Source organism: Pseudomonas sp. PDM31 (genome assembly GCF_019218965.1).
GTDB lineage: Bacteria > Pseudomonadota > Gammaproteobacteria > Pseudomonadales > Pseudomonadaceae > Aquipseudomonas.
In genome coordinates this window covers 387072-410603 of record NZ_JAHUWS010000003.1, presented here as the reverse complement: position 1 = coordinate 410603, position 23532 = coordinate 387072, and the positions used below count along the sequence as shown (strand labels likewise).

General features: G+C 58.9%; 22 protein-coding genes. 14 read left to right on the top strand and 8 right to left on the bottom strand.

The window, feature by feature from the left end:
• Window positions 1-5 precede the first annotated feature (5 nt).
• The 3 genes from KW839_RS08255 (at window position 6) to KW839_RS08245 (ending at window position 2111) form a co-directional block, all read left to right on the top strand.
• The gene (locus KW839_RS08255) at window positions 6-581 is read left to right on the top strand and encodes a HupE/UreJ family protein (RefSeq protein ID WP_218423998.1); all 576 of its coding nucleotides are present in this window, start codon (window positions 6-8) and stop codon (window positions 579-581) included.
• Window positions 582-612: 31 nt separating this feature from the next.
• A complete protein-coding gene (locus KW839_RS08250; RefSeq protein ID WP_218423997.1) occupies window positions 613-1593 on the top strand; it encodes an aldo/keto reductase in 981 nt (326 codons plus the stop codon).
• Between the two features lie 65 nt (window positions 1594-1658).
• Window positions 1659-2111 carry an acyl-CoA thioesterase gene (locus KW839_RS08245; RefSeq protein ID WP_218423996.1) on the top strand — a complete coding sequence of 151 codons (453 nt, stop codon included), beginning with the start codon at window positions 1659-1661 and terminating at the stop codon, window positions 2109-2111.
• A gap of 211 nt (window positions 2112-2322) precedes the next feature.
• On the opposite strand, the gene KW839_RS08240 is transcribed toward KW839_RS08245, so the two are convergent.
• Both KW839_RS08240 and KW839_RS08235 read right to left on the bottom strand, forming a co-directional pair.
• Window positions 2323-3321, bottom strand: a complete 999-nt coding sequence (locus tag KW839_RS08240) for a DUF2889 domain-containing protein (RefSeq protein WP_218423995.1) — start codon at window positions 3319-3321, stop codon at window positions 2323-2325.
• A 12-nt stretch (window positions 3322-3333) separates the two neighbouring features.
• Complete coding sequence (locus KW839_RS08235) at window positions 3334-4269, bottom strand: alpha/beta fold hydrolase (protein WP_218423994.1); 936 nt, start codon at window positions 4267-4269, stop codon at window positions 3334-3336.
• A 177-nt stretch (window positions 4270-4446) separates the two neighbouring features.
• Between KW839_RS08235 and KW839_RS08230 the strand changes: the two genes are divergently transcribed.
• From KW839_RS08230 to KW839_RS08220, 3 genes are read left to right on the top strand one after another with little or no spacing between them, the layout of a single operon-like run.
• Window positions 4447-5553, top strand: coding sequence for an NAD(P)-dependent alcohol dehydrogenase (locus KW839_RS08230; RefSeq protein WP_218423993.1), 1107 nt, complete (start codon window positions 4447-4449; stop codon window positions 5551-5553).
• A 10-nt stretch (window positions 5554-5563) separates the two neighbouring features.
• Window positions 5564-6904, top strand: a complete 1341-nt coding sequence (locus KW839_RS08225) for an aldehyde dehydrogenase family protein (protein ID WP_218423992.1) — start codon at window positions 5564-5566, stop codon at window positions 6902-6904.
• 22 nt (window positions 6905-6926) lie between these two features.
• Window positions 6927-7862: an alpha/beta hydrolase gene (locus tag KW839_RS08220; RefSeq protein WP_218423991.1), complete on the top strand. Its 936-nt coding sequence runs from the start codon at window positions 6927-6929 to the stop codon at window positions 7860-7862.
• 70 nt (window positions 7863-7932) lie between these two features.
• Here the strand turns inward: KW839_RS08220 and KW839_RS08215 are convergent, their stop codons facing one another.
• On the bottom strand, window positions 7933-9171 hold the full coding sequence (locus tag KW839_RS08215) for an NAD(P)/FAD-dependent oxidoreductase (RefSeq protein WP_218423990.1): 1239 nt from the start codon (window positions 9169-9171) through the stop codon (window positions 7933-7935).
• A 145-nt stretch (window positions 9172-9316) separates the two neighbouring features.
• Here KW839_RS08215 and KW839_RS08210 point away from each other — a divergent pair, with 145 nt between their 5' ends.
• From KW839_RS08210 to KW839_RS08195, 4 genes are read left to right on the top strand one after another with little or no spacing between them, the layout of a single operon-like run.
• Window positions 9317-10621, top strand: a complete 1305-nt coding sequence (locus KW839_RS08210) for a cytochrome P450 (protein ID WP_218423989.1) — start codon at window positions 9317-9319, stop codon at window positions 10619-10621.
• 34 nt (window positions 10622-10655) lie between these two features.
• Window positions 10656-11078: a DUF3237 domain-containing protein gene (locus KW839_RS08205; protein ID WP_007945034.1), complete on the top strand. Its 423-nt coding sequence runs from the start codon at window positions 10656-10658 to the stop codon at window positions 11076-11078.
• Between the two features lie 5 nt (window positions 11079-11083).
• Window positions 11084-11821, top strand: a complete 738-nt coding sequence (locus KW839_RS08200) for a TetR/AcrR family transcriptional regulator (protein ID WP_218423988.1) — start codon at window positions 11084-11086, stop codon at window positions 11819-11821.
• 19 nt (window positions 11822-11840) lie between these two features.
• The gene (locus KW839_RS08195; RefSeq protein WP_218423987.1) at window positions 11841-12161 is read left to right on the top strand and encodes a 2Fe-2S iron-sulfur cluster-binding protein; all 321 of its coding nucleotides are present in this window, start codon (window positions 11841-11843) and stop codon (window positions 12159-12161) included.
• Window positions 12162-12197: 36 nt separating this feature from the next.
• Here KW839_RS08195 and KW839_RS08190 read toward each other — a convergent pair whose 3' ends face one another.
• Window positions 12198-12908, bottom strand: coding sequence for a TetR/AcrR family transcriptional regulator (locus KW839_RS08190; protein ID WP_218423986.1), 711 nt, complete (start codon window positions 12906-12908; stop codon window positions 12198-12200).
• A 193-nt stretch (window positions 12909-13101) separates the two neighbouring features.
• Between KW839_RS08190 and KW839_RS08185 the strand changes: the two genes are divergently transcribed.
• The 4 genes from KW839_RS08185 to KW839_RS08170 are packed head-to-tail and all read left to right on the top strand — an operon-like array spanning window position 13102 to window position 17732.
• Window positions 13102-14358 (top strand): amidohydrolase family protein, encoded by a 1257-nt coding sequence (locus tag KW839_RS08185; protein ID WP_218423985.1) that lies wholly within the window; start codon window positions 13102-13104, stop codon window positions 14356-14358.
• The gene (locus tag KW839_RS08180; protein WP_218423984.1) at window positions 14355-15743 is read left to right on the top strand and encodes an FAD-binding oxidoreductase; all 1389 of its coding nucleotides are present in this window, start codon (window positions 14355-14357) and stop codon (window positions 15741-15743) included. The genes KW839_RS08185 and KW839_RS08180 overlap by 4 nt, the downstream gene beginning before the upstream one ends.
• Window positions 15744-15753: 10 nt before the next feature.
• Complete coding sequence (locus KW839_RS08175; protein WP_218423983.1) at window positions 15754-16542, top strand: SDR family NAD(P)-dependent oxidoreductase; 789 nt, start codon at window positions 15754-15756, stop codon at window positions 16540-16542.
• An 11-nt stretch (window positions 16543-16553) separates the two neighbouring features.
• Complete coding sequence (locus KW839_RS08170; RefSeq protein ID WP_218423982.1) at window positions 16554-17732, top strand: alpha-hydroxy acid oxidase; 1179 nt, start codon at window positions 16554-16556, stop codon at window positions 17730-17732.
• A 186-nt stretch (window positions 17733-17918) separates the two neighbouring features.
• On the opposite strand, the gene KW839_RS08165 is transcribed toward KW839_RS08170, so the two are convergent.
• The 4 genes from KW839_RS08165 to KW839_RS08150 all read right to left on the bottom strand — a co-directional run bounded on the left by KW839_RS08165 (window position 17919) and on the right by KW839_RS08150 (window position 23523).
• The gene (locus tag KW839_RS08165; RefSeq protein WP_218423981.1) at window positions 17919-19847 is read right to left on the bottom strand and encodes a hypothetical protein; all 1929 of its coding nucleotides are present in this window, start codon (window positions 19845-19847) and stop codon (window positions 17919-17921) included.
• Window positions 19848-19918: 71 nt separating this feature from the next.
• Window positions 19919-20158 carry a hypothetical protein gene (locus tag KW839_RS08160; protein WP_218423980.1) on the bottom strand — a complete coding sequence of 80 codons (240 nt, stop codon included), beginning with the start codon at window positions 20156-20158 and terminating at the stop codon, window positions 19919-19921.
• A 103-nt stretch (window positions 20159-20261) separates the two neighbouring features.
• Window positions 20262-21689, bottom strand: coding sequence for an MFS transporter (locus KW839_RS08155; RefSeq protein WP_218423979.1), 1428 nt, complete (start codon window positions 21687-21689; stop codon window positions 20262-20264).
• A 283-nt stretch (window positions 21690-21972) separates the two neighbouring features.
• Window positions 21973-23523 carry an AMP-binding protein gene (locus tag KW839_RS08150; RefSeq protein WP_218423978.1) on the bottom strand — a complete coding sequence of 517 codons (1551 nt, stop codon included), beginning with the start codon at window positions 23521-23523 and terminating at the stop codon, window positions 21973-21975.
• Window positions 23524-23532 lie beyond the last annotated feature (9 nt).

The following is a 23532-nucleotide window of genomic DNA, read 5'->3' as shown; positions in this document are numbered from 1 at the left end:
CCACCATGCGTTTGCTAACCAAGCTGTTCACTGCTGCTGTTCTGTTCGTTCCAGCGATGGCATTTGCACACCCGGGCCATGACGCCTCAGGTGTATTCGCCGGATTGTCCCATCCGCTGACGGGGCTTGATCATCTGCTGGCAATGCTTGCCGTCGGCTTATGGGCCTCCCAGCAAAAAGGCAATTTACGCTGGGCGCTGCCAGTGACCTTCGTTGCCATGATGCTCGCTGGCGGATGGCTCGGCTTTCAAGGATTGAACATTCCTTACCTTGAAACCGGAATCGCCACTTCAGTACTGGCACTGGGGCTGTTGGTGTCGGTGGCACTGCGCCCGCCCGTAGGGCTGGCCGTCGCAATGACCGCGCTTTTTGCAATGGCACATGGTGTCGCTCACGGGCTGGAACTGCCAGCCCAAGCTAGCCCATGGTCTTATGCAACTGGCTTTGTTTGCGCGACCGCTGCCCTGCATGCACTGGGTTATGCCGCTGCTCGAGCACTGTCACAAGCGGCAGCGCCCCTCGTGCGCCTGGCCGGCATGCTGTCGGCAGCTGCTGGCGTGTGGTTGTTGGCGGGCGCGTAATCCCTCGCCCTTCACGGAAAAAGGAGCTGACATGCAATATGTAAATCTGGGCCAGAGCGGCCTCAAGGTTTCTCGGCTTTGCCTGGGCTGCATGACCTACGGTGAGCCGGGACGCGGTACGCACGGATGGACCATGGATGAAGCATCCAGCCGCCCTTTACTGCGTCAGGCGATCGAGCTTGGGATCAACTTCTTCGATACCGCCAATGGTTACTCGGACGGTACCAGCGAGGAAATCGTCGGTCGGGCCCTCAAAGACTTTGGTGTGCGTGAGGATTTTGTACTCGCCACCAAGGTGTACACCCCGATGCGCAAGGCGCCCAACAGTGGCGGGCTCTCGCGTAAAGCGATCATGCAATCGATTGACGACAGCTTGAGGCGACTGAGAACGGATTATGTCGACCTTTATCAGATTCACCGCTGGGACTATCACACCCCGATAGAAGAAACCCTCGAAGCGCTGCACGATATCGTCAAGGCCGGGAAAGTCCGCTACATCGGCGCCTCGTCGATGTACGCCTGGCAATTCGCCAAGGCGTTGTACACCGCAGAGCGCCATGGCTGGACGCGCTTTATCAGCATGCAGAACCATCTCAACCTGCTCAATCGTGAGGAGGAGCGGGAAATGCTGCCGCTCTGTGCCGCGGAAGGTGTAGGGGTAATCCCGTGGAGTCCCCTGGCACGTGGGCGTCTGACTCGGGACTGGAATGCCAGCAGTGAGCGCCAACAAAATGATGCCTTCGGCCGCACGCTGTATCAACAGACCGAGGAAGCCGACAGACGTGTTATCGAAGCGGTCGCACAAGTGGCCGAGCGCCGAGGCACCACGCGTGCGCAAGTCGCCATGGCCTGGTTGGCGCAAAAGTCGCAAGTCACGGCTCCCATCATCGGCGCCTCGAAGGTTGAACACCTCAATGATGCAGTCGCTGCGCTGACGCTGTCGTTGGATGCCAGTGAACGTGAGGAGTTGGAAGCAGCTTACATCCCACACTCCGTTGTAGGCTTCCAATAGGTTTGACTGGGTTCCCGCTCGCACACCGGTGTGAGTGGGGACATTTTTAGTTTGGGGATTTATTCGTGACTAAAGAAACTGAGGCGCACCGCCTGTTGCTGGAAAACTATCCACACCACCTGCAGATCGAAACTCAGTTTAGCGACATGGATGTTCATGGCCATATCAATAATCTATCGATCGGGCGTTATCTTGAAAGTGCCCGCGCTCGTTTCCAGATCGCTGTCTATGCCGGGAAAAAACTGTTTCAGCGCGATGCCGACTACGCGATGCTTCTGGTTGAAAGCAATATTCGCTTTCTGGCCGAATGCAATTTCCCGGATCCGGTCATAGTCGGTACCGCGTTGGGCCGAATCGGCAACAGCTCTTATCAATTTCAGCACGGACTTTTTCAGAATGGAATCTGCGTGGCGCTAGGCGAAGCAGTGATGGTATGCGCCCAACACGGCAAGTCAGTGACCGTACCAGACGATCTTCATGCACACATGCGGCCGATGTTGATTCGTGGTGCCCATTAGTAATCAATCTGCTCAATCCTGAAGATGAGCGGGAAATGCTGCCACTCTGTGCCGCGGGGGGTGTCGGGGGGCATCCCGTGGAGCCCCTTGGCACGCGGGCGTCTGACTCGCGATTGGAATCGCCAGCAGAGTGCGGATCGCCAACGCATCATCTACGCCGAGAAGCGCCACCCGCAATTTGTCGGAATAAGTGGTTTACGGGGTGTCGAATCTAGATAAACGCAGCCAGCGCTGGAACCTCAGCCAGTGCTCGCAAGGCATCATTGAGATGGGTACACCCCAGCTCCCGACGGAGCGCCACCGGCACCTGTTGGCGCAACTCGGCCAGCGGCACGCCGATCAGGCGTGTGACATTGCCAGCCGCTGCAGGGCACTCCTGGTAGGGCAGAACCCTTGGCTGCGCCATCAGGCTGAGAATTTTTCCACTGCATGCATCGGCAGTCGCTTGCAGGCCATATTCATGCACCGCGATACGCCCACCGTCGGGGCTACTGGCGCTATCCTGAAACATGGCGTCAATCTGTAGACGGCCATCTTCGCGCCACACATCGATACGACGTGCCCGGCGCATGTTCACACCGTTGCTCGCTGGCAGCTTGTGCCAGCCCGCCGGGTCATCCGGGTGCGCAAGCGCGGAGACTGCCCTGGCGTCATGCAATTCGCCGCGAATATCGGTAATGGCCGAAGAGCCTTCGGCAAATCCGGTGCAAACGCCGGTCATGCGGCTGCGACGCTGCTCCAGCGCCAGTGCATCGGAAGTCGGTGTAAATTGGCTCAACCAGTCATCTCCCCAACGCGACCAGGCCCAATTGGCCACCAGGCTGGCACCCGCCAGGTCGTCGAGCAGCAGGTATAGGGGCGTACTGTTGGCCAGTTCCTCGGCCAGTGCGTCAGTGAGGGCTTTGCGCAGTTGACTGCCGGCATTGAGCCCTATCAGCGCAGCGGTCGCTGGCCGAGCCGGCACGGTGCTGAGCCGGGTGATTTCACGCTCCCGGCTAACCACCGCTTCGAAGCGCTGCAAGGCCAGGGTCTGCGGTGCACCGTCGGGGCCATCACTGAAGATGTCACGGGCAATCCCACAGAAATGCCCGGCACTCCCGTAACCACCCGGCCAGACCACGTCGATCGATGAGGTACGCCTGACGGAGGCCGGTCGACGCAGAGGAGCATGGCCTAACGGGCCAAGTGTACGGGCCAGTAAATCACTCATGGGTTGCTCCAGTTATGGGTCTTGTTCGAGGAACTCATCAATGAGGGCTGCCAGCTCGTGTGGTGCATCATGCTGTAGGTTGTGGCCGGCCGCTTCGAACTGCACCGTTCGTGCATCGGCCACGCAATCAAAGCGGCGCTGCAATGTCGCCTCATGCTCTTTGAAGGCCTGGGTGACGAACGAGTCCGCACCGCGCACGAACAGCACTCGGGCAGTGATTTGGGACAGCAAGGTCTCAAACTGCTCAGGATGCGGAAAAATCGGAATGAAACTGAAGGTTTTGACGTCGGCCGCAATGCGCACGCCTCCGGCCGGATCAGGCTCAACAAAGTGCCGGGCAAGAAAATCGGCCTGGGCCTGATCGATGCGCGGATTTTTTCGAAGCATTCGCCGCGCCAGGCTGGCCACATCCGGCAAATGTACAGTACGGCCCTCGCCCGGCCGGGCGAGGGAGTCCAGCCAGCTGCCAATACGGGTACCCAGGGTCGCCAGATGGTTGGGAAACGTCCCGAAGCCTTCGAGGTTGATGAAGCTGCGAATACGTGTGGGTCGGACACCGGCATACACGTTGCAGATGTTGGCGCCCATGCTGTGTGCCACTAGTCGTACCGGCTCATCCGGGCTGACCTGATCGAGAAAGGCTTCGAGATCGGCCAGGTACTCGGTGAAGGCGTAGTGTGCACGCCGTTCGCTCAATCCAAAACCGGCCCAATCGGGCGCGATAATGTTCCAGTCCTGCTGCAACTGGTCGACCAAAAATTGCCAGGTGGCCGAATTGTCCATCCAGCCATGCAGCAACACGAGCAGTGGTGCGTGCGGTGAGCCCCAACGGCGCAGGTGGAGGCGGCTTCCGCGCACCTCGATATATTCCGAGCGTGATACGCGCTTTGCGCAGTAATCTCTTGTGTCCTCGGAACACATCCCGGTCGAAGACAGGGTTTCAATCACAGCACTCTCCTAAATGAAATGACGCCCTAGCGAGTATCATAGCGCGCTAACAACATAATGATACACATGTTTAAAGCGCTACCCTGATGGTGAGGCTTGATGCGTATTAGTTCAAATGATATACATGATTAAAGCTCTCCCCCCGACATCACAGAAAACAACAAGGAATACTGGCGCATGAAGATCCAAGCAGCCTTGGCGTTCGCAAGCAACGGCCCCCTGAGTATCGAAACGGTTGAAATGGCCGAGCCCGGCCCCCAACAGATCATGGTCAGAGTGGTCGCCACCGGACTGTGCCATACCGACCTCAACGTACTGGCGAACCCGGCAATGCCCTGGCCTGTGCTGTTCGGTCATGAAGGCGCTGGCGTCGTTGAAAAGGTTGGCAGCCAAGTGAGTAAAGTGGCAGTAGGTGATCACGTCATCATGACCACCTCGTCTTGTGGCAAGTGCCCGTCATGCCTGACCGCCAATCCCTCCTACTGCACCAGCTTTCGCGCGTTGAACATGTCCGGCGGGAAAACCTGCGACGGTGGTTGCACGCACCAGCACGATGCCAAGCCAGTGTTCGCCGGTTTCCTTGGCCAATCTTCGTTCGCCAGCCATTTGCTGACCGGCGAGCGCAACGTGGTCAAGATCGATGCAGATCTGCCGCTGGATGTACTGGCGCCACTGGGCTGCGGTATCCAGACAGGCGCTGGCGCGGTGCTCAATACGCTGCGACCACGCGCAGGTTCCAGCCTGGTTGTGTTCGGTGCCGGAGGTGTCGGGCTGTCCGCCCTGATGGCGGCAAAGATTGCTGGCTGCAAACAGCTGATCGTGGTCGATAAAGTGCAGAGCCGTCTGGACCTGGCCGAGGAACTGGGTGCCACCCACGTGATCAATGCCGGCAATACCGATGCCGTGGCGGCGATCCAAGAGATCACCGGCGGCGGCGCCGACTATTGCGTCGAGGCGACGGGTGTGCCGGTAGTCATGCAGCAGGCCATCTCTGCCCTAGGCATCGGCGGCAACGTGGCACTGGTCGGCGTGGCTGGCTCCCAGGCCAGCGTCTCGTTCAGCCCCACCGATGTGCAAAGCAAGAGTATCAAGATCCAGGGCAGCATCATGGCCGGTGTCGGCGGCGTACCGGACCTGTTTATCCCTCAATTGATCAGCTACTGGAAGGCTGGCCTGCTCCCTGTGGAAAAACTGATTCGCTACTACTCATTCGATCAGATCAACCAAGCGATCCACGATGCTCATGACGGCAGCGCGATCAAGCCCGTTCTGCGCCTGCCTTGAGGAAAAGACCATGAGCATCGAAAATATCAACCACCGCATCGAACGCCTCTTCGCACTTCAACGCGCCAGCCGTGTGGCCCGCAAACAGGAAGGCGCCGACGTCCGCACGGCCAAGCTGGCACGTCTGAAAGACGCCATCGTGGCCCGCATCCCGCAGATTGAACAAGCCCTGTACGAAGACCTGCGCAAGACCCCCAACGGTGGCAAAGGCGGCGAGATCGCCTCGGTACTGGGTGAACTCACCACGGCCATTGCCCATCTGGAACACTGGATGGCGCCCAAGCCCGTTGCACAATCTTCTTATCTGCCCAACACCGCCGCGCATATCCAGTACGAACCACGTGGAGTGGTGCTGTTACTCGGTGCCTGGAACTATCCTTTTGCCCTGGTCATGGCGCCACTGGTAGCGATCATTGCTGCCGGCAACAGCGCCATCATCAAACCCAACGAACTCCAGCCAGCCAGCAGCAAAGTGATCGCCGAGTTGATCAGTTCCGTATTCGAGGAACAGGATGTCGCTGTGGTCGAAGGCGGTATCGAGGTCGCCGAGTCCTTGCAGGAACTACCATTTGACCACGTGTTCTTCACCGGCAGTCCGGCTGTGGGCAAGCGGGTCATGGTCGCCGCCGCGCAGCATCTAACGACAGTCACCCTGGAGTTGGGCGGCAAATGCCCCGCCATTCTCGACAGCGCGTATGACCTCAAGGAAGCCGCCGCCAAGGTGGTGGGGGGCAGATTCAACAATGCCGGGCAACTGTGTCTGTCAGTGGACCACGTCTGGGTGCCTCGCGCGCGCCATGAAGAGTTCTGTACATTGTTGGCTGCAGTCGTCGAGCAGATGTTTTATGTCAATGGCGAACTGAACCTTGAGCGCCTGCCGCGTATCGTCAACACACGCAACTTCGAGCGGGTGCTGGGCTATGTCGAAGACGCTCGCCAGCGAGGTGCGAGGGTGCTGCGAGGTGGCCAATCCGAGCCCGAGAGCCTGACCATCCACCCGACGCTGCTGACGGATGTGCCACTGGATGCACGCATCATGCAGGAGGAGATTTTCGGCCCATTGCTGCCGGTCCTTGCGTATGACAGCCTGGAAGACGTCGTTGCGCAAGTCGACAGCACCGGCAAACCGCTGGCGGTGTATATCTTCAGTCACGATCAGGCTTTCGTCGATCAGGTATTGCTGGGCACTTCTTCCGGAGGCGTCACGGTCAACCATGTGATGATGCACTTCGTCGAGAAGAACCTGCCGTTCGGTGGAGTGAACGGCAGTGGCATGGGGCGTTACCATGGTCATGCCGGCTTCCTCGAACTTTCCAATGCCCGCTCGGTATTGATCCAGCAGAGCGCCTGAACAACTTCAAGGAACGACGAACATGGCTCTTGATCCGCAAATGCAAGGCTTGCTGGACGCCTTCGGCGCCCTGAATTTACCACCTTACAATGAACTGACCGCTGAGACCTTCCGGGTCCTGGCTGATGCCAAGCGCGTCACACGCGGCCAGGGCGAGACCGTCACCGAGGTCAATGATCGCCTGATCCCTGGCAATGGTCCGGATATCAAGGTGCGACTGTATCACCCACACGCTGAAGGCTTGCTCCCAGCACTGGTGTATTTCCATGGCGGCGGTTTCGTGCTGGGCGACCTGGACAGCCACGACAATCTCTGTCGAGCCTTGAGTAACCGGCTTGGGGCTCTGGTCGTGTCAGTGGATTACAGACGCGCACCAGAAGCAAAATTCCCGGCAGCATTCGATGATGCATGGGATGCTCTGAAATGGGTGGCCGAGCATGCCGGCGAACTCGCTATCGACCCATCACGACTTATAGTCGGCGGCGACAGTGCCGGCGCTAACCTGGCGGCCAACGTCTGCCTCAAGGCCCGCGACAACAACGGCCCGGCCATCGCTCATCAGTTGCTGTTTTACCCCGTCTGCGATAACGATCTGAGCCGTGACTCCTACCGCGAAATGGGCAGTGGTTATTTCCTTGAGACAGAAATGATGCGCTGGTTCTGGGAGCAGTATCTGAGCGTCCCGGAAGATGCCGACAAGCCTTACTGCTGCCCACTCAAGGCCTCCGACCTGAGCAATTTGCCGGCCGCAACCCTGGTAGTCGGCGGTTACGATCCACTCAAGGATGAAGGCCTGGCGTATATAGAGCGTCTGGGGCTGGCGGGCAATTCGGTTCACAGCATGGTCTATCCCGGTGCCATTCACGGTTTCATGAGCTACATCGGCATGCTCAATCTTTCCGATCAGGCCCTGAACGAGACCATCGATGCGCTGCAGACTGCGCTGGCTCGACACTGAGCCATAACAAAAACCGACCTGCGTGCGGGCAGCTTGAGTTCGAGCTGCCCGCATGTGAGAAGTGCAGCAGTCAGACCAGCTCTTTCAACTTGGTACCCTCGTCCGCCAGCTGCGACACCTGGACTGCCACGCGCTGCTGGATCAACCGGCGAGCCTGCATGAACTCCGCCGGGCGGCCTACGCAGTCGACCGCAATCACCTTCCCTTCCTTGAGGTAAAACGCACTGAACTGACCCTCAGCCGGTGCACCGCGCAAGACGAACTGGTCATGCCCTTCAGACAGGCCAGCCATTTGTAACTTCAACCCATATTGATCCGACCAGAACCAGGGCAAAGCCTCCAACTGCTGTTGCTGCCCACACAGGTTGGCAGCGATGCAACGGGCATGCTCATTGGCGTTGGGCACGGACTCCAGGCGCATGCGCCGGCCAAAAAAGCCGCATGGATGGTTAGCGCAGTCTCCGGCGGCATAAATGTGTGGATCGCTGGTCTTGCAGGTCTTGTCGATCCGGATGCCATTTTCCAGCGCCAGGCCGGCCTGCTCGGCCAGTCCAGTGTTTGGAATCAGCCCCACACCGACGATCACTTGATCGGCTGCAATGACCCGACCATCGTCCAGCAACACCGCTGCGACTTTCTTGCCCGTGGCGTCAGCCTGGAAGCCGACTACCGCTGCATTGGTCATCACATTCACACCGTGACGACGATGGAGATTCTCGTAGAACTCCGACAGCTGCGGTGCCGTGACTCTGGCCAGCACTCGCTCGGCCTGTTCCAGAACGGTAACCGACTGGCCCGATTCACTGGCAACCGCCGCCACCTCCAGCCCAACGTAACCTCCGCCAACAATGACCAGATGCTGTCCGACCTGCAACGCTTCGCGAATTGCCAACACATCCTGCTGAGTGCGCAAAACATCAATACCCGTCAGTTCAGCCCCCGGCAATGCCAGGCGCCGCGCCCTTCCACCGGTGGCAAGCACCAGCTTGCCGTAACCCAGGCGACTGCCATCGTCCAACTCGACCTGACGCAAATCCAGCAACACCCGCACCACCCGGGTTCTCAGCCGGGTTTCGATCGAAGCTTGCTCGTAGGCAGTCGCTGGCCACAGCTGCAGCGACTCGAGGGAGACCTCGCCACGCAAGAACTGCTTGGATAGTGGGGGACGCTGGTAAGGCAATACCGGTTCATCACTGATCAGCAGCACACTACCCGCGAACCCCTGCTGACGCAGGGCAAACGCCGTTTGTGCGGCGGCCTGCCCGCCACCGACGATCAGCACCTCATAGACCTTGGTTGACCCGGACATCTCTGTGCTCCCTTGATGAATTGGCTCTTGTTCAAATCACAATAATCATCTATAAGATACAAATCAATAGCAGTGAATCAAACACTGATACTCAACTGCCGATTTATCTCAACCCGCCAACAAGCCAACAAGAAGAGGCTCAACAATGAAACTAGGTGATATCGATGTGTCCGACTCTGGCGTTTTTGAACGCGGCGTTCCCTATGAATACTTTGCCTTCCTGCGCAAGGAACACCCGGTAAGCTGGCAGTCACGCGCCGATGGCAGCGGATTCTGGTCGGTGACGCGCTACAAGGACATCATGGAGGTAGAGAACAACGTCGAAGTGTTCAGCTCGGAAACAGGCGTATCGCCTCTCGACGTTCCCGAAGAGGTACTGGCCGCAACCGTCGGCAAAATGATCATCCTCTCCGACCCACCGCGCCATGGCACACTGCGCAAGCTGATCATGAGCGGCTTCACCCCCAAGGCCATCTCGAAAATCGAGGAACGCATCCGCCAATTGGCGGTGGAATCCATTGACGCAATCATCGAGAAGGGCAGCTGTGACTTCCATGACTTGGCCGCGCACATGCCCATCGAAGTGGTTGCCGACCTGCTAGGTGTACCCGCCGAGGATCGGCAGAATCTGTTCAACTGGGCCAACGCCATGTTCGGCGGCGAAGACCCGCGCGTCGCCCCCGTGGGCGGCATGCACAAGGCGCAACAAGACATGTTCGCCTACGCCATGCAACTGGCGGTCAAGCGTCGCGCGCAGCCTGAGGACGACGTTTTCAGCCTGGTGGCCAATGCCCAACAGGATGGCGAGATGCTGTCCGAGTTCGATCTCGGTTGCTTCTTCCTGATTCTCGCCACTGCCGGTAACGAGACCACCCGCACCCAAATCGTCCAGGGTGCCAAGCTGCTGATCGAGAACCCCGAGGCCGCCCAGGCGCTGCGCGAAGACCTGACATTGCTGCCCAACGCAATCGAGGAAATGCTGCGCGTTACCACGCCGGCGCTGTGCTTTGCGCGAAAGGCCAAGGCCGATTACGAACTCGGCGGGCATACCATCAAGGCCGGCGACAAGGTCGTGATGTGGTATTGCTCGGGCAACCGGGACGAAACCGTTTTCAGCGAGCCAGACAAGTTCGATGTCCGCCGCACCAATGCCCGCGAGCACTTGTCCTTCGGGCACAAAACCGGCATCCATCGCTGCCTCGGCGCCATGCTGGCACGCTCCGAACTGGTAGCCATGTTCAAGGAACTCGTCACCCGCATGCCGGATATCCAGCTCGACGGTGAAGTGGAACGCCTGCGCTCGAACTTCACCAACGGCATCAACCACATGCCGGTGCGCTTCAGCCCGGGCAAACCGGTCAACGCTGACGCCAGTGTGAGCTTCTATGCCTCCAATGCTTGCCCTGGCGCAGGCCCGCAAACCTGCCCATTTACCGGCGCCACTGCCTGATTGCATTCATCCCACAACAAAAAGGAAGTCAACGATGAGCATCACCCTCACCCACCTGGCCACCGCTACGCTGAAACTGGGTACCCCAAGTTATCTTCCCAACACCCCGCGCGGCACCCGCGCCATCGTCGACGTGCTGTCGGCGCAATGGGAAGGCGAACGCCTCAATGCCACGCTCAAGCCTGTTGCAGCGGCCGACTGGGCACTGGTGACTGCAGACGGCACCTTGCATATCGATGTGCGCTGCACCTTGGAAACCCATGACGGTGCGCTGATCCATGTCAGTTATACCGGTCGTGCGAGCGTCGGTCCCGAAGGCACTTCACCCGTCATGATCACACCGACCTTTGAAACCGGCGACAGCCGCTATGCCTGGTTGAACAAAGTCCAGGCCATCGGCCGCGGCATCAAGGGCGAAAACGACACCTTGATCTACGACATCTATCAGGCGAACTGATTGCGATGAACCAGCCCCTGCCAAACACCGTTTCCCTAGCTGGCACAGGTAGCGATGCGCGCGGCCTGAAACTGACCGCGCAATTCATCGCCCTGGCCACCGACTGCGTTGCCCGGGTGGGGCTGGACAAAGTCTCAATGGACGACATCGCACGGGCCACAGGCCTTTCCCGGGCGACACTGTATCGCCACTATGGCAGCAAGGAAGGCTTGTTTGCGGCTGTACTCGATGCGCAGTCACGCCCCATGGAAGGCAAGGCTCAGCAGATTTTGACCGGGTGCGACTCGCTGCCGGAGCGGATCGCCCAGTTCATCTGTTGGGCAGTCCTGGAAGTTCCGCGAAATGCGTTGCTCAAGAGCCTGCTCGACAGCGGCGTATCACGAAGCGGTATTGAGCTGTTCAGCTCAGTATTTCGTGCCAAGATCAGTCGCATCCTGCTGCCGGTAATCGGCGCTGCCAAGGCCCGCGGAGAACTGCGCGCCGAACTGGATGTCGAGGAAATGATCGAGTGGCTGGTTCACCAGCTCCTGCAGATCAAGGCCAGCGATGACTGGACCGAACAACGCCTGCGACATCACCTGGATACCTTTGTATTGCCGGTACTGGTCCCTCCGATTGCCCGTCCCGAGCCTTGTACCGACGGCGTCGAATTGCGCCTGGCACGACTTGAGGCGAGGCTGCTGGAAGTCCATCAACTGGTGGCTCTGCTTCGTCAGGAAATCACCATTCATACCCCTCTATAACGACAACGGACACAAACCGATGCCAACCCTAACCTACATCGAAGCCAATGGAACCACACATGCCGTGCAAGGCAGCGAAGGCAGCAACCTGATGGAAATTGCGGTCGCCAATCTGATACCCGGAATTCTGGGCGACTGTGGCGGCACTTGCAGCTGCGCAACCTGCCACACCTACGTAGACCCGGACTGGGTGGCACGCGTACCGGCCGCCACCGACGAGGAGCTTGAAATCCTCGATGGCGCCCTGGACGTCCAGGACAACAGTCGCCTGGCGTGCCAGATGGTATTGACCGAAGCCCTGGACGGGCTGGTGGTGCGGATACCAGTACGTCAATTCTGAGGAGTGGGGCCGACTGTTACACCGCTACAGCCATTGTCATGAGCGAATCAATAAGCTGTGGAGCATACGCGTCACCTCCACCAAAGTGCTTTCATCCCCCAGATAGTGCGGGCGCTCCATTGCAATGGAGCGCACCAGCAGATGCAGGGTGCGACAAAACAGGTAGAGGGACTTGTCGGGATCGCTGACCTGGATGTGCCCGCAGAAACGCTCGAAGAGTACCCTGGCCGAACCATCCAGTGGCGGCATGTAGACATCATCCTTGGGTAGCAGCCGCAGCTGCTCGTAGTAGCGCACCTGCCGACTGTTGGTTTCGGGGTCAAGCAAATGCAGCCGATGGCGCATTGTCAGCGAATGGCGGGTGATCAGGTAAATACCGTCGAACAATGAAGCATCGGCGGGCAGCTCAAGCAAATCAGCGTGCATCCGCCGCCCTACCTCCTCGCAATAGTCGGCAAACAGCAAATCCACCAAGCTGTCCATGCTGGGAAAGTATTCGTAAATCGAACTGGCCGCGACACCGGAAAATTCCGACAAGCGGAGCAAAGTCAGGGCAGGTCGCCCTTCTTGCTCAAGCAGGTGCCGCCCGGCTTCCTTGAGAGCGGCGACCAATGCCTCCGAACGAGCCTGACTCGGCCGCTTGCGCAATTGACCGAAATGCTCAAGGGCCTGACTGGACTCGGCCAAATGGGCGACCTGCGGAATAGGGTCACCTGAAGGGGTGAGGTTGCGAGGAATGTATCCCATATTCAAGCCTTCTGCCTGTCGCTTCGGGGGAGAACCCGGAGGAGCGTGTCGAGTTCTTTTTAAATTTTTTATATTTCAACAGTTTAGCCAAGCGTCGCGCTGCCTGATTTCCGGATAGAGACTAATCAGCTAGACGAATATCATGAAAGCACGCTGGAGACAAAAACGACAGTGCCTGCTTGAGGTTACCGCCATGCACCAAAACTACGACCTGATACTCAAAGGCGGCCGAGTTATCGACCCTGCCGCCGGACTCGATGGCATTCGCGACTTGGCCGTCAAGGCTGGGCGCATCGTCGCCATCGAGACCCACCTTGACCCCAGCCTGGCCATCGAAGTGATCGACGTCCGCCAAAAGCTGGTCATCCCCGGCATGATCGATCCGCACGCCCATGTATTCCGCTTCATTACTGGCGTTTTGGGCATGGACGCCGACTGGGTGGGGGTGCAGTCCGGTGTGACGACATTGGTGGAGCAAGGTGGCGTCAGCGCCGCCACCCTGCCCGGCTTCGTTGAGTATGTCGTCAAGGCCAAGACCAACCGCGTTCATGCGTTTCTTGCGCCCTATGCGGCCGGCGGTGTCGGCGGATTTTCCTACCCGGACCAATTCACCCCCGGCACCATCGACATCGAAGCCACGCTCAAGGCATTCGAAGCGCACTCACAGGTAACTAAAGGCATGAAGTTCTGGGCCGAGCAAGCGAGCCTGCTGAAGTTCGGCGACGCTTCGATTCGCAAGGTTCGCACCATCGTCGACGCGGCCCAGGTACCGATGTATGTGCACATGGGCGAGCTATGGCGTCTGCCAGCTGAAGTCCACGCACAATTTCCGGCTGAGCGGGTGATGGAAACCATACTGCCGTTTATGCGCGCCGGCGATGTGTTTGCCCATGCCTATACCGATCGCTTGGGTGGTTTTTTCAACGCTGACGGCTCGGTGCGTTCGTTGGTCCGCCAAGCCATCGCCAGCGGTATCCACATCGACCTGGGTTACGGTGCGGCGACCAACTTCAACCTCGTACGCCAAGGCCTGGAGCAAGACTTCCTGCCGCAGACGCTGGGAGCAGACATCCACGCCTACAACACCGCGATCAAGGACCCACACATCGATACCGGCGGACGCGGCCGTTTCAACGGCCATCCCGGAGTGGCCGCCGGAATGAACCTGTTGATGGCCTTTGGCGTACCACTGGAGCAGGTCATTCCCATGGCCACCTGCAACCCGGCTCGAATCTTTCTACGTGAGCAGGACGGCGTCGGCACTCTGGCAATTGGCGCCGCAGCCGATATCACGGTACTCGATGACTTGCGGGGGCGCTGGCGTCTGACCGATACGTCGGATGACGAGGTGATCACCGAGCGCCTGGTGCACCCCAGCTTTTGCCTCAGGAACGGGCAATATCACGCCGCCAACTCGACGCTGTTATCGTTGCCGGAGGAAGTCGAATGATTGGCTTGTATGCCGACGATTTCGCCGACCTGCTCGAACCCTCGGCGATTCTGAATGCCGAACAGGCCGCGCAGCGCAGTGTGGCTCCCAGCCGGCCTGGGCAGGCGTTGCAGGTGCGTTGTCTGCTTCGCCCGAACAGCACCGAACAAGTCAGCGCAATCCTCAAGCGCTGCCATGCTGCCGGCCAGCCAGTCACAGTGCTGGGCGGCCTGGGTGGCGGTGGCGGATTCAGTCACGCCCACGAAGTGGCGATTTCCACGGAACTCATGAATGCCATCGAGCACATCGATTCCCGCGCCAGTACCGCCCTGGTACAGGCCGGCTGTGTGCTGCAAACGTTACATGAACAACTGCAGCCGTTAGGTTTGAGTTATGGCGTCGACTACGGTGGCCGTGGGTCGGCCACCCTGGGCGGAAACATTGCGACCAATGCTGGAGGCAGTCAAGTGCTGCGCTACGGCATGACTCGCGAACAAGTGCTTGGCCTGGAAGTGGTGTTGGCCGATGGCACCGTATTGTCGTCGCTCAACCGCATGCTGAAAAACAATGCGGGCTACGACCTCAAGCAACTGTTCATCGGCAGCGAAGGCACTCTGGGTATCGTTACTCGCGCGGTAGTACGTCTTCGCCCGCTCCCCGTGAGCGAGAATACTGCCCTGCTGGCATTACCGGGCTTTGACCAGGTCACCGAACTGCTTGCCCATTGCCAGCGCAACTTTCCCGGTAACCTGACGGGCTTCGAGGTGATGTGGAAGCGTTTCTACTACGGTGCAGTGCAGAACCATGTCGCACCGCTGCCCGCCGAACATCCCTTTTACGTCCTGGTCGAGACCAGCGGTGCAGACCCACTGCGCGATCGCGAGCACTTCGAGATCATCATGCAGCAGGCTTTGGAGCACGAGTGGGCAGTCGATGCCGTACTGGCCAGTTCCCAGGCTCAGCGCAATGCACTGTGGGAGGTACGTGAGCGGGTCATGTGGATCATGGCCGCGCCTAGCTGGCATGTGTTCGATATCAGCCTGGCTCCTTCGGCAATGTCAGATTACCTACACACCATCGAGCAAGGGTTGGCCAACCACTGGCCAGAGGCCGAACTGGTAGTGTTCGGCCATATCGCTGACGGCAATCTGCATGTATTCGTGCGTTTCCCCGAAAAAATGCCGCAGCAAACCTACGAACAACTCTGCGCACTGCTGTATCCACCATTAACGCCCTTGGGCGGCTCCATGGCTGCCGAACACGGAGTTGGCCAGAGCAAGGTTGCCCACCTGCACTATTCGCGTACACCAGAGGAAATCGCGCTGATGCACCTGCTCAAGCGCAACCTCGATCCCCTGAACATCCTGAACCCCGGCCGTGTGCTGAGCACCCAGCCCCTTACCTGAGTATTCCCTGATGCAAATCGATATGAGCGGACGCGTAGCCCTGATCACCGGCGGCAGCAAGGGGCTGGGGTTTGCCACCGCAGAGCGCTTCATACGTAGTGGCGCACAAGTCGCGGTCATCGCCCGCGACTCAGTGCAATTGGCTTCGGCCGTCGAACGTCTCAATGCCCTTGCACCCGGCCGGGCTGCCGGATTTACCTGCGACGTGACTCAGACCAATCAGATCGAATCAACCTTCGCTGCCGTCCAGGCACGCTTCGACAAAGTCGATATCCTGCTCAACAACGCCGGTGAACATGCCCATGGTGAATTCGAGACGCTGACCGATGCCCAGTGGCAACACGACCTGGACCTCAAGCTGTTCCCGGTAATCCGTTTCAGCCGGCTGGCCCTGCCGGGCATGAAGCAGCGACGCTGGGGACGCATCCTCAATAGCATCAACGTGTTTGCCAAGGCGCCGCGCGCCAATACCGCGCCGACCTGCGTCAGCCGCGCAGCGACCATGGCACTGACCAAGGCCCTCGCCGGAGAGTGTGCCCCCTACAATGTGCTGATCAATGCCTTAGCCATCGGGATCATCGAGAGTGACCAGTTCCGTCGCGGCTATGCCAACAGCGACGGCGACCAAACCTACGATCAATACATGCAAGCCAAAGCCATCAGCCTGGGTATCCCCCTGCAACGTGCCGGACAACCTCGGGAATTCGCCGATCTGGCCTGCTTCCTGGCCAGCGAAGCGGGCTCCTTCATCACTGGCAGCGTCATCAATGTCGATGGCGGCATGTGCCCGGTGGTGTAAGCATGGCTCGAATGACCTTACAAAGGGCTGTCACGGTGACCGACCTGGCCGCTCTTGCCCGACAACGAATCCCGAGCTTTGCCTATGATTACCTCGATAGCGGTGCCGGCGACGACGCAGGTGTACAGCGCAACGCCCGCGCTTTCGAGCAAGTGTTGCTCAAGCCGCGCTACCTGCGAGGATTGAATGCAAAGAAGGTGAATACGGCCACCGAACTTTTCGGCCAGACCTACGCCTGGCCGTTCGGTATTGCTCCCACCGGAATGAACCAATTGATATGGCCCAGCGCCGATTACGATCTGGGCCTGCTTGCCGAGCAGACCGCAATACCGGTCGTCAACAGCACCCTGGCGACCCTGAGCGTGGACAAACTCGCTGCGCTCGCCCCCTCGCAGACCTGGTTCCAACTGTATTCGCGCGACGACCGGGCGTTGAATCGTGAACTGTTGCGCAAGGCCTGGGAGGCTGGGGTAAAGGTGCTGGTGGTGACTGCAGACCTTCCCAGCGCCCCCAACCGGAATCGCGATGCGCGTAACGGCTTTGGGGTCAGCACGTTTCGCATGACCCCGCGCACGGTAGCCGCCGCACTCAGGCGTCCGCTGTGGTTATGGCACTGGTTGCGTCAAGGGCGCCTGAGCTTCGAAAACCTCAGCCATCTGGTCGGCACCGGCAGCGGTAATCCGGTGCTGGCGGCTTTGGCTCAGCAAACCAAACAGGACCTGAGCTGGAGCGACCTGGATGACTTGCGTCAGGACTGGCCCGGCCATCTGGTGGTCAAGGGCATCCTGGATGCGAACGACGCACGAGAGTGTGTCGAACGAGGCGCTGACGGAATCTGGGTGTCCAACCATGGTGGCCGTCAACTGGAGTCGGCGCCTGCGGCATTGGACTGTCTCGTAGCGGTTGCCGATGAGGTCGGCCAACGCACCAAGGTGCTCTTCGACAGCGGTGTGCGCAGCGGCGAAGACGTGGTCAAGGCCCTCGCGCTGGGGGCCGATTTCGTTTTCAGTGGTCGCAGCTTTCTCTATGGTTGTGGCGCCGCCGGGGCGAGAGGCGCACAGAAAGTCCGCGACCTGTACACCCGCGACATCGCCCGCACCCTGGCTCAGATCGGCTGCCCCTCGGTGGCCGAATTGGACAGAAGCTGGGTAATCGAACCACAGGGCAACAAATTCACAGCTGCGACTTAAAAAAACGAGGGCAATGGAACCGGACATGCTGTACCAGGCTGCGAAGGCAGCAACCACGCGTGGCGGCAGCCACCGACAAGGAGTCGGTCTGTGCGCCACGTTACCTTCAGTGAAATGCACCGTAGCAGGACTTACCACTAACGACTGAATGGTCAGGGCCCGGCTACGAGCCCTGACAGTAAAAAATCACTGCACAGGTATCAGGCGTACGCGCTGGCGATGCTGCAGATCGAGCTGGATTTCACCCGTACCATCAGTCGTTGCAACCAGCACCTGATCATCTGCATCACAGCGATAGGCTTGCCCAGCTCGCAAACCGCTGAAGCTCAGCGGGAAATGGCCCGGTTCACATCCCGGCACCAGCTCCAGCTCCAACACCCGGCCATCACTGACCGCCAATGCCACCAAGACCTGCGGATAGGGCACATGGCTCAACCGCGGCCCCTCACGCCAAATTTTCGGTAATGCGATATTGGCCATACGGTACCAGGCCCCCGGCGACGCAAAACGCGCCATGGCTGCGGTCAGATTGGCAGCGGTCGATCCCGGATAACGCAAAGCACCCTCGACATTTTCCGCTGGCAGCGCGTCATAGCGCTTACGAGCGAACTCATAGACCTCGCTATCTCCCATCTCCTGAGCAACTACCATCAATAAGGGATAGAACGCCCTACCGTCCTCACTCTTGCGGTAATTGCCGGCATCGAGACCGTCGCCCTTACCCATCGGGACAACCTCTTGCTCCCCATACTTGAAGAACTCATGGCGAACTTGCTCCCAGCCCCGAGCGGCGAGATCCGGAGCAAACATGTTACGCATCCATAGATTGCCCGCGATGATTTTCAAACCACCGCCGCCAAGGGCGAACCCGACCCGATTGGCATAGATCAGATTCTGCCCTCCGTCAGCGCGGGTGAATTCTTGCTCCAGACGCTGACGGAACAGAGGCATCAGGCTAGCCGCATGATCGGTCCCATGCATCTGATCAAAGAGTTTGAGACCTGCAATGCCCTGCTCATTGCAGTAAGCGAACACCCAGTTGGGCTCGCATGGAAACAGGCACATCGCTCCCTTCTTGAAGTTGCGCCGCAGTGTGTTGACGATCTTCGGGTAATCGTAGAAGTAAGTCTTTCGGTGACTCCAACGAAACGGTAGTGAACCCGGTGCATCAAAGCGTTTGTCACCACTACTGACCTGATGCGCCCCCAGGGTCAAACCAAACCAACCGGAGATCATGATGTTCTCACGTACCATGGGATCAGGATTGATCCGGCCATTGCCCCAGAGGTTTTCCCAGAACCAGTACTTCCACACACGCAGGTCGGTCATCTTGATAATCGCATTACGCTGGGCCTGATCTACATAGCCGTCAAAGGCTGGCAAGCGCGTGGTACGCAAGACCGACAAAGCATTGGTGATGGCATACAGCTGATAGCGCCAGGCAGCCTCACGGAACTGATCAATAGTGGTAAACCCATCGAACTGATCCAGCGGCTGCAATGCCAGATCAAGCGTAAATCGCAGAGCACCGAGGTCAGTATCCGTGAGCGGCTCAGCAACCTCGTAGCGGCTCGACGGAGCTGGAGCATCCACGGTCATCAGATGGCGATTGAGCTTTCGCGCCACCGCAAGCTGCTGCTTCAGGCGCTTGCTACGCCCCCACAAACGTAGACTTATCAGAGCCAGGGTCAGCAAGGGCACAGCATACTCAGCGAAATCCCAGTGCCCACTCTTGGCCAGAATGCCAGCAAGCACGGCAGCGCCGAGCCATACCAGCACCGGAGCGACAAAGGCACCAATCAGTAGCCACATCAACAGACTGACAATAAATACAATCGGCGTAAGAGCGAACAAGATCGGGTTAGCGCTATAGAGAAAACCTGCCCCTGGGAAGAACAGGCCCAGCCCAAATCCACTCCAGAAAACTCCCGGAGCAAATTGACAAAGCGCCAACCCGAGCAGCATCGCTGCAGTCCAAATCAGAAGTGAACGGCGTTGTGTCCTTCGGGTAATCGGTCCTGCCAAACCTCGTTGCTCATCGAACAACGGCAACTTTAGTCGCACTGCAGCCACTTCATCCTCAACGGCCTGACCGGGCTTTGCCAATATATTCATCGTCCACTCACATCCCTTAAACGAAACGTAAAATGAGTACCGCGACACGACCTGCTCGTCGGCGGCAGTTGTCAGTCATTGCCCAGAGCGCGACAGAAACTGCCCGCCTGATTGAGCAAATCGGACACAAAGGAGAAAGCGAGGGGTTCCTGGATAAGCTCTTCAACGTGATGCCAGTGCCAGGCCAGCAAGCCGAAAGAGATCGCCGCGCAAGCGAAAGCCAGCAAATTCAGCCAGATGTTCTGCCGCGCTTGTTCCCAAAGCCAGATCAACTGCGAAATCAGCATTGCCGTGAAAATGCAGCACCCCATACAACCTCCACGTGAAACCCTGGACGGTGCCTTGGACGTCCAGGACAACAGCCGCCTGGCGTGCCGAAGCCCTGGACGGGCCAATGGTGCGAATACCGCAACGTCAACTCTGAGCCACTGCCACGAATGTCACGCTGCGGCGTGGCAATAGCACGGCAGCGCCCCAAGCCAGCACGCAGAACAACGTGATAACGGCAAATGACACATTGAAGGCATCGGCGTTCAGATAGCTGGTTCCGGGATTGAGCGAATCGGGGACTCGGTGTGCGGCAAAGATCATCGAATAGAGCTGCGCACCAATGGCCATGAACGTCATGCGAATTACCTGAGTCAGGCCGTTGATCTCGCTGATCCGCTCTTTTGGTGCCTCTTCGGCGATCAAGTTGGGAATTGCGCTGAAAGCCATAGCAGCGCCGATGCCATTGATGGAGACGATCACGGCAATGAGCCAGAAATTGCCATGATGCAAAGTCAGTGTCGTCCAGCCAACACACATAAACGTCAAGGCGATCAACATCGCGCGCCGCGCGCCATGGCGTCCAGCGATACTCCCAGCCCAAGGTGAAGCGAATACCGCGACCAACGACGAGGGTAACTTGAGTAAAGCGGCCATGGTTGCCGCCAATCCCAACCCCGCACCCGTCGCCACCGGCTGCTGCAAAAGCGGAAAGAGTACCAGGGCAAAGTGCATGACCCCCAAGCCAATAAGGGCGTGGATCAAGTTAGTCAGTGCCAACTGCCGGTTGCCGAATAACCGCACATCGATCAACGGGTTGACGTGCCGCGCCTCATACCAGCCCCAGAACCCCAGCAGCAGCACGCTGCCGAGCCCAAGGCCAAGCAGGCGCGAGTCCAGCCAGCCCCAACTGGCGCCCTTGCTCAAGGCAAACAGCAGACCGGCGATGCCCGGCGCAAACAGCAACCCACCCACGATATCCAGTTTCTGGTTTCGCGCCGTTGCAACGGACGCCGGCAGCAACAGCAAAACCAGTAGCAGGCACAATGAAGCAACCACGCTGCTGATATAGAAGATCCAATGCCAATTGAGATAATCAATGATGAGGCCACCGCACACAAAGGCGATTCCGCCAGCGGTCGAGGCCGTACCGGCGACGATGCCGATACACAACGGTACCCGGGAGACAGGCACTCGCTCCTGAACCAGGCCGAAACACAGCGGCAGAATCGCCGCCGACACGCCCTGGATGCCTCGGCCGATGATCAGCCCTGTCAGGCCGTCGGAGCAGGCACTTATCAACGAGCCGAGCAGTGCCAGCAGCGACATTGCAATCAAAACCTGGCTGCGACCGAAAATGTCTCCGAGACGACCACCGATGGCTGCCGCTGCAGCGGCCACTAACATGTACGCGGTGAGGATCCAGCCGACTAGCGCGGGATCGTCGAACAGGCGATAAAACGTAGGCAAAGCAGAGAACACCATGCCGATTTCGAAGACCGATGCGATATCCGCAGCGACCAACGCAATGATGACCCACTTCCAGCCTCTAGATTGTACAGGTACGGAATTCATACACATGGCTCCTTCGCGGAGGACGACGGGCTTGCGCGCATTGAAACCTCCTCACCTTTTGGAATTTTTATGGGTGACGCTTGTTCCACGGAACTACCGCAGGGCTAAGGAAGCAGAACTGTCACTGCTTGTCATAACCCTTCAATCATACTAATCATATTAATCTTTAACGGTCAATATCACCCAAACAATCCTGGACAGATTCGGGCAAGGCACCCGTAAAAACGCAAAAGGCCCAACCGGTGAAAACCGGTTGGGCCGTTGACCACTCAGCGCTCTCGAATCAAGCAGTAGCTGGATAACCTCCGCCACCATGCTGCTCATCGACGGCATCACGATTCAGTTGCCCGTCACCACCGCGCGGCAGACTGTCGACAAACTCGACAATCTTCGGCTTTTTGTACGACGCCAGGCGTGCTTTGCAGTGCTCGATCAGTGCGCTGGCCTCAATGTGCTGACCTTCGCGTAGCACCACCAGGGCCTTGACGCTCTGAGCCCAGACGGGGTCCGGTACGCCGATCACACAGACATCCGCCACCTGTGGCAGCATGCGCAGGCAACCTTCGATCTCGGCGGGGTAAATGTTTTCCACCCCGGACTTGATCATGGTTGTCTTCGGCCCGACGAAGGCGATACCACCATCCGGCAAGCGCCTGCCTAGGTCGCGGGTGCGATACCAGCCATCGGCTGTGCGCTGTTGATTCTCTTCTTCACGTTCAAAGTAACCGGACATGACCTGCACGCCACGGACGCTGATTTCTCCGACATTACCATCGGGCACGTCGAGGCCGCTGTCATCAAGAATGCGCACCTGAACCAACGGCGACGGTCGCCCAGCCCCTTCCCCTCCAAGCCAGGCCATCACGGTAAAGCCCACCAATTCAGTCTGGCCATACAGCCGCGGGGCGCGGTTGAGCGGTGCACTTTGCGGCATCACCAAAGGGCTGCTCCATTCCGGTGCCAGTGGTGACGACCACAGGCTGGAAACGTCGTAGCGGCCGTCGGCGTTGATCTGGCGAATCTGCTCCAGGGTCGGCAACGCCACGAAGGCATGGCTGACCCGCTCCTGCTCGATCAGTTGCAGCATGCGCTCGGCATCCACACGGGCGGTGAAGACGTTCTTGCCGCCGAACTGGAACGTCGCCAGTGTCGAGTTCAAGGTGCCCAAATGAAACAGTGGGCCGGAATTGAGGAACACCGAGTCTTCGCTGATGCTATTGCTATACGCCAGCATCAAGCCCTGATAGAGGATGGCGCCCTGGCTCAGCAGCGCCGCATTTGGGTGACCACCAAATGCCGCGGTATAGATCGCCAGCAAGGGAGTATCTGCATCCACCCGAGTTTCTATATCGACATCCGGCTGGCCTGCGATCCACTTCTCGTAGCCGCGTTCATCGTCGGCTTGCACCCACAGCGCGGCATGCTGGCTCAACTCGCGAGCCTGAACTACAGCGTCTCCGACTTCTGCCTGCTGCCAAAGCACGACCGCAGGTTTGAAATCATCGATGACGAAGGCCAGTTCATGGGCGCTCTGGCGCCAGTTCGCCGGGCAAAAAACGGCACCGAGCTTGGCTGCCGCCAGCAAGCCTTCGAGTACCCTGAAATCATTCTGGCCAAGCCACAACACCCGCTGGCCATGTGTCACTCCGGCGGATTGCAGGGCATGGGCGAGACGGTTGACCCGAGCGTCCAGTTGCGGCCAGGTCAGGCGTACGTCGCCATCCACTACCGCTTGCATAGTCGGGCGCGAGCGCCGGTGCTCACGCAAAACGTCCGCCACGCCGTGCATGCGGATCAGGTTGAAATTATCTTGAGCCGTCTGGGCTTGTTGCATCTTGGGAGT

What these genes read in the sequence shown, in the direction of transcription:
- KW839_RS08175 (WP_218423983.1), top strand. Translation starts at nt 15,754, where the DNA reads ATGCAAATCGATATGAGCGGACGCGTAGCCCTGATCACCGGCGGCAGC.
- KW839_RS08160 (WP_218423980.1), bottom strand. Translation starts at nt 20,158, where the DNA reads ATGGGGTGCTGCATTTTCACGGCAATGCTGATTTCGCAGTTGATCTGG.
- KW839_RS08255 (WP_218423998.1), top strand. Translation starts at nt 6, where the DNA reads ATGCGTTTGCTAACCAAGCTGTTCACTGCTGCTGTTCTGTTCGTTCCA.
- KW839_RS08180 (WP_218423984.1), top strand. Translation starts at nt 14,355, where the DNA reads ATGATTGGCTTGTATGCCGACGATTTCGCCGACCTGCTCGAACCCTCG.
- KW839_RS08230 (WP_218423993.1), top strand. Translation starts at nt 4,447, where the DNA reads ATGAAGATCCAAGCAGCCTTGGCGTTCGCAAGCAACGGCCCCCTGAGT.
- KW839_RS08165 (WP_218423981.1), bottom strand. Translation starts at nt 19,847, where the DNA reads ATGAATATATTGGCAAAGCCCGGTCAGGCCGTTGAGGATGAAGTGGCT.
- KW839_RS08190 (WP_218423986.1), bottom strand. Translation starts at nt 12,908, where the DNA reads ATGGGATACATTCCTCGCAACCTCACCCCTTCAGGTGACCCTATTCCG.
- KW839_RS08200 (WP_218423988.1), top strand. Translation starts at nt 11,084, where the DNA reads ATGAACCAGCCCCTGCCAAACACCGTTTCCCTAGCTGGCACAGGTAGC.
- KW839_RS08155 (WP_218423979.1), bottom strand. Translation starts at nt 21,689, where the DNA reads ATGAATTCCGTACCTGTACAATCTAGAGGCTGGAAGTGGGTCATCATT.
- KW839_RS08195 (WP_218423987.1), top strand. Translation starts at nt 11,841, where the DNA reads ATGCCAACCCTAACCTACATCGAAGCCAATGGAACCACACATGCCGTG.
- KW839_RS08250 (WP_218423997.1), top strand. Translation starts at nt 613, where the DNA reads ATGCAATATGTAAATCTGGGCCAGAGCGGCCTCAAGGTTTCTCGGCTT.
- KW839_RS08170 (WP_218423982.1), top strand. Translation starts at nt 16,554, where the DNA reads ATGACCTTACAAAGGGCTGTCACGGTGACCGACCTGGCCGCTCTTGCC.
- KW839_RS08215 (WP_218423990.1), bottom strand. Translation starts at nt 9,171, where the DNA reads ATGTCCGGGTCAACCAAGGTCTATGAGGTGCTGATCGTCGGTGGCGGG.
- KW839_RS08150 (WP_218423978.1), bottom strand. Translation starts at nt 23,523, where the DNA reads ATGCAACAAGCCCAGACGGCTCAAGATAATTTCAACCTGATCCGCATG.
- KW839_RS08220 (WP_218423991.1), top strand. Translation starts at nt 6,927, where the DNA reads ATGGCTCTTGATCCGCAAATGCAAGGCTTGCTGGACGCCTTCGGCGCC.
- KW839_RS08185 (WP_218423985.1), top strand. Translation starts at nt 13,102, where the DNA reads ATGCACCAAAACTACGACCTGATACTCAAAGGCGGCCGAGTTATCGAC.
- KW839_RS08210 (WP_218423989.1), top strand. Translation starts at nt 9,317, where the DNA reads ATGAAACTAGGTGATATCGATGTGTCCGACTCTGGCGTTTTTGAACGC.
- KW839_RS08205 (WP_007945034.1), top strand. Translation starts at nt 10,656, where the DNA reads ATGAGCATCACCCTCACCCACCTGGCCACCGCTACGCTGAAACTGGGT.
- KW839_RS08225 (WP_218423992.1), top strand. Translation starts at nt 5,564, where the DNA reads ATGAGCATCGAAAATATCAACCACCGCATCGAACGCCTCTTCGCACTT.
- KW839_RS08240 (WP_218423995.1), bottom strand. Translation starts at nt 3,321, where the DNA reads ATGAGTGATTTACTGGCCCGTACACTTGGCCCGTTAGGCCATGCTCCT.